Origin of the sequence: Kitasatospora sp. NPDC057198 (genome assembly GCF_042670125.1) — a bacterium.
Classification (GTDB): Bacteria; Actinomycetota; Actinomycetes; order Streptomycetales; family Streptomycetaceae; genus Kitasatospora.
In genome coordinates this window covers 1-4,096 of sequence record NZ_JBHUWH010000604.1, presented here as the reverse complement: position 1 = coordinate 4,096, position 4,096 = coordinate 1, and the positions used below count along the sequence as shown (strand labels likewise).

4 protein-coding genes and 1 pseudogene are annotated in these 4,096 nt (G+C 76.0%); all 5 read right to left on the bottom strand.

The window, feature by feature from the left end:
• Nucleotides 1-83 precede the first annotated feature (83 nt).
• Nucleotides 84-962 carry an alpha/beta hydrolase gene (locus ACFUEL_RS36380; RefSeq protein ID WP_380241971.1) on the bottom strand — a complete coding sequence of 293 codons (879 nt, stop codon included), beginning with the start codon at nt 960-962 and terminating at the stop codon, nt 84-86.
• Nucleotides 963-1,089: 127 nt separating this feature from the next.
• Nucleotides 1,090-1,710, bottom strand: a complete 621-nt coding sequence (locus ACFUEL_RS36375; RefSeq protein ID WP_380241970.1) for a TetR/AcrR family transcriptional regulator — start codon at nt 1,708-1,710, stop codon at nt 1,090-1,092.
• Nucleotides 1,711-1,768: 58 nt separating this feature from the next.
• Entirely contained in the window at nt 1,769-2,002 is a 234-nt protein-coding gene (locus ACFUEL_RS36370; protein WP_380241968.1) for a hypothetical protein, read from the bottom strand.
• A gap of 350 nt (nt 2,003-2,352) precedes the next feature.
• Nucleotides 2,353-3,591: an MFS transporter gene (locus tag ACFUEL_RS36365; protein WP_380241966.1), complete on the bottom strand. Its 1,239-nt coding sequence runs from the start codon at nt 3,589-3,591 to the stop codon at nt 2,353-2,355.
• A 125-nt stretch (nt 3,592-3,716) separates the two neighbouring features.
• Nucleotides 3,717-4,096: pseudogene (locus ACFUEL_RS36360) on the bottom strand (hypothetical protein); the annotation flags it as partial.

Here is a 4,096-nt window from a genome sequence, read left to right as displayed (position 1 = left end):
GTCCCGCGCAGCGCGCGCGGGGCCGGCCGTCCGGCGTTCCGGGCCGTCCGGCGTTCCGGCCCGCCGCGCTCAGGCCGTCGCGCTCAGGCCGCCTCGGCCCGCGCCGGCACCGGCAGCGGCTCGACCAGGAAGGCCAGCACGTTGTCGACCACCGTCGGCTCGGACAGCACCCGCCGGTGGCCGAGCCCCCGGGTGGTGATCAGGCGCAGCTGCTCCTCGCCGTACGCCGCGCGCAGCAGTTGCGACTGGCGGTACGGGACGACGTCGTCCCCCTCGTCGTGCACCGCCAGGATCGGCGCGGTGACCAGCTCCGGGCGGTGGGTGGCGTCGAAGCGGCGCCAGACGTCCCCGGCGTCCGGCAGCAGGTGCCGTTCGATCCGGCGCACCAGGTCCTGCCGGAGGCGTTCGTTCAGGCCCGCGATGGCCGTGAACGCCTCGACCAGGTAGCCGAATTCGGCCAGCCCGGCGATCGAGGCGAGCCGGCCCACCGGCACCCCCTCGGCCATCGCGAGGAGGGTGCAGCAGGCCCCGAAGGAGTGCGTGACGGCGGCCTCGAACGGGCCGTCCTGCTCGGCGAGCCGGCCGATCAGCTCGCGGTACTCCAGGATCGTGGTGCTCCGCCCCCCGGAGTCGCCGTGGCCGGGCGCGTCGAAGGCCACCGGGCTCATCCCGAGGTCCAGCAGCCCCCGCACGTACGGGGTGAAGCGCGAGGCCCGGGAGCGCCAGCCGTGCACCAGCAGCACCGGCCGCGCGCCGTCGCCCCACCGGTAGACCCGCACCCGCTTGCCGTCCACCACCAGCTCCGCGGTGCGCGCCCGGTCGTGCAGTTCGCGCTCGGCGGGGCGGACCCGGCTGCGCCGCACCGGGTGCCGGAAGAGCTCGTAGGCCACCCGCCCCGGCGGGGCGGTGGCGAGGCGGGAGGTGGCGTTCAGCGTGGTGCGCACGAGGGCGTTGGCTGCCATGGCCGGGATATTAGCACGACCGTTCGTGCAGTTTTATGGCGTGCGACGAGCACGTGCGCGGGCGCGGGCGGTTCGGGGCGGGGAGGGTGCGCGGGCGGTTCGGGGCGGGGAGGGTGCGCGGCCGGTGTCAGGCCGGGGGGAAGCCGAGCAGGCGGCGGGCCGTCCGCATCGTCCGGTCGTAGCGGGACGGGTCGTCGTGCAGCACCGCCAGGCTGTTCGCGCTGTCCATCAGTCCGGTCAGCAGCATCGCCAGTTCCTCCGGATCGCTGCCCGCGGGCAGTTCGCCGGCCGCCGCGGCCTCCCGGGCCAGGTCGGTCAGCAGGGTCTCCCACTCCGTCGCCGACCGCGCCAGCGCGTCCCGGACCGGGCCGGGCCGGGCGTCGAACTCGGCCGTCACCTCGTAGAAGAAGCAGCCGCCGGCGAAGACCCGGCCCCGCGAGTACTCCAGCCAGTGCTCGCACAGCGCCAGCAGCCGCCCCGCGCCCCGCGGGTGCTCCAGCGCCGGGGTCACCACCCGGTCGTAGAAGATCCGCCGGGCCGCCCGGACGGTGGCCAGCTGGAGTTCCTCCTTCGAGCCGAAGCCCGCGAAGACGCCGCTCTTGCTCAGCCCGAGGTCCGTCGCCAGCCGCCCGATCGACAGCGCGTCCAGGCCCTCGACCGAGGCGATCTGCACGGCCCGGCCGAGCACCGCCCGCCGGGTCTCGTTGCCGCGCTGGATCCGGCCGTCGGTGGCGGAGTCGATGACCACGGGAGCACCTCCGGCGGGACGGGTCGGGGACACCCGTCAGGGTACGCCGCGGCGGGTGTCAGCCGGTGTGCTCGTCCGGGAGGTACGGGGTCTCGCGCAGGAACAGCGCCCCGCAGGTGTGGCAGTTGTGGTCGGGGTCGGCCGTCCAGCGGGTGGCCTCCTGGACGGGGGCGCCCGCGGACAGCTCCCTGCCGCACAGCGCGATCAGGTCCGCGTCGCGGACGATGTGCCAGCTGACCACGGAGTCCGTGGCGCCGGTCGGGCCGGTCTCGGCGCGCATCTGGTGCATCATGATCACCATGGTCCGCCGCCCGGACCGGCCCGGCAATTCGCGCCGCCGGCGGCGGCCTCCGGGCTCCGGGCTCCGGGCTCCGGGCTCCGGGCTCCGGGCTCCAGGTGGGGATCGGCGGGACGGGGGTGTCGTCCCGGCTGAAGTGCAGTTGCAGCAGGTACGCCACGGCGGGCTCCTCGCGGCGCGGGACGGTCGTCCTTCCGTACACGGTCGGATCCGGGACGCCGTTCTCGACGTCCCGGCCCGTACTCCGTACCCCGTTCCGCGCCCCGCGCCGCCCCGCGTCGCCCCGTTCCGCTCGGCGGCTCAGCGGCCGCTCAGCAACGGGTCAGCAGCGGCTCAGCGGCGGGTCAGACGTTCGGGCGCAGCGCCCGCCAGGCCGCCAGGGTGGCCAGCAGCAGGGCCGCGCCGGAGATCGAGAAGCCGATCCGGGCGTCGACGTGCTGGGCGACGAAGGTGACGGCGAGACCGGTGAGCGGGAGGGTGCCGGTCATCGCGCTGCCCCACAGGGACATCACCCGGCCGCGCATCTCGGGGGCGGAGCGCAGCTGGGCCAAGGTGTTCGCGGTGGCGATGAACCAGATCGAGGTGAGGCCGACGGCGACCATGCCGGGCACCGCGAGGTAGAGGTTCGGCGCCAGGGCGGTGAGCAGGATCGCGGCGGAGGTGGCCAGCGCCAGGGTGCGCACCCGGCGCGGGGTGGGCTCGGGCGAGGCAGCGGCCAGCAGCGCGCCGGGCAGGCCGCCGACGCCGAACGCGGCCATCAGCAGGCCGTACCCGCCGCCGCCCGCGTGCAGCGAGTAGCTGACCAGCGGCGGCAGGGTGAGCCCCATCGAGAAGATCAGGCCGCTGGCGGCGGACATCGGCAGCAGGCCGCGGATCAGCGGGGAGCGCCAGGCGTAGGAGAGTCCGTCGCGGGCCTTCGCCGCGGGCGCCTTGGCGGGTCCGCGGCGCGGGCCGCCGCCGGCCGGGCGGAGCTTGATCAGGGCGAACATCGGCGCGAGGTAGGAGAGCGTGTTGAAGGCGAAGCAGAACCCGGGGCCGCTGAAGGCGAGCAGGGCGCCCGCGATGCTGGGGCCGATCACCCGGGAGCCGTTGAGCGCGACCTCCCAGAGCCCGACGGCGCTGGCCACCGCGCCGGAGCCGACCAGGTCGACCACGAAGACCTGGCGGGCCGGGGCGTCCACGGTGGTGATCAGCCCGGTGCACAGGGAGAGGGCCAGCAGCACTCCCAGCCGGATCCCGCCGAAGGCCGCGATCAGGGCCAGGGCCAGGCTGACGGCCATCATCAGGCTCTGGGTGACCAGCAGCAGGCGGCGCCGGTCCGAGCGGTCGACCAGCGCGCCGGCCCACGGGCCGAGAACCAGCGTCGGGCCCCAGGCGCAGGCCGTCTGGACGGTCAACCAGACGGCGTTGTGGGTGAGTTCGAGAATCATCCAGGACAGTGCGACGCCCTGCGCGAGAGCGCCGGACGCGGACGTCAGCTGGCCGTAGAACCAGAGGCGGAAGTCCCGCCCCTGCAAGGCGCTGCCCATCCGGGACAGCGCGCGACGGGATGCGGAGGCAGGCTCCGCGGCAGTGGTGGTCATGGTCCCCTCCGGTGGCCGGTCTAGACCTTAACCGGGGGCCGGGGACGCACCGCCAGCGAGTTTCGGAGCGTGAGACGCCCGGGGTCGGAGCCGGGGTCGGACACGAACGGTCGGGGCGCGGCCGCTCAGGAGGCGGTGCGCAGCAGGGCGGCGGCCGGCCCCGGGGTGAGCAGCTTGTCGAAGCTGACGGTGGCGCCGCGCAGCGGGTGGGTGCGGAGCTGGACGCGGTCGGCCAGGGCGTGGATCAGGAACAGGCCGCGGCCGCACTCGGCGTCCAGGTCGGGCACCGTGTCGACGGCGGGGCCCGGCAGGACGGGGCACGGCAGGACGGGGCACGGCAGGACGGGGCACGGCAGCGGCGGCAGCACGTGGGTGTCGTACGGGGCGGGGCGGTCCGCGGCGGGGCGGCGGGCGGCGAGCACCCGGGCCGGGACGGAGGCGCGGCCGCGGCGGGTGCGGCAGCGCGGGGCGGGCCGCTCGGCGGCCGGGCGGCGCGGGGCGGCCG

Coding starts and splice junctions, on each gene's coding strand:
- ACFUEL_RS36380 (WP_380241971.1), bottom strand. CDS start 962: ATGGCAGCCAACGCCCTCGTGCGCACCACGCTGAACGCCACCTCCCGC.
- ACFUEL_RS36370 (WP_380241968.1), bottom strand. CDS start 2,002: ATGATGCACCAGATGCGCGCCGAGACCGGCCCGACCGGCGCCACGGAC.
- ACFUEL_RS36365 (WP_380241966.1), bottom strand. CDS start 3,591: ATGACCACCACTGCCGCGGAGCCTGCCTCCGCATCCCGTCGCGCGCTG.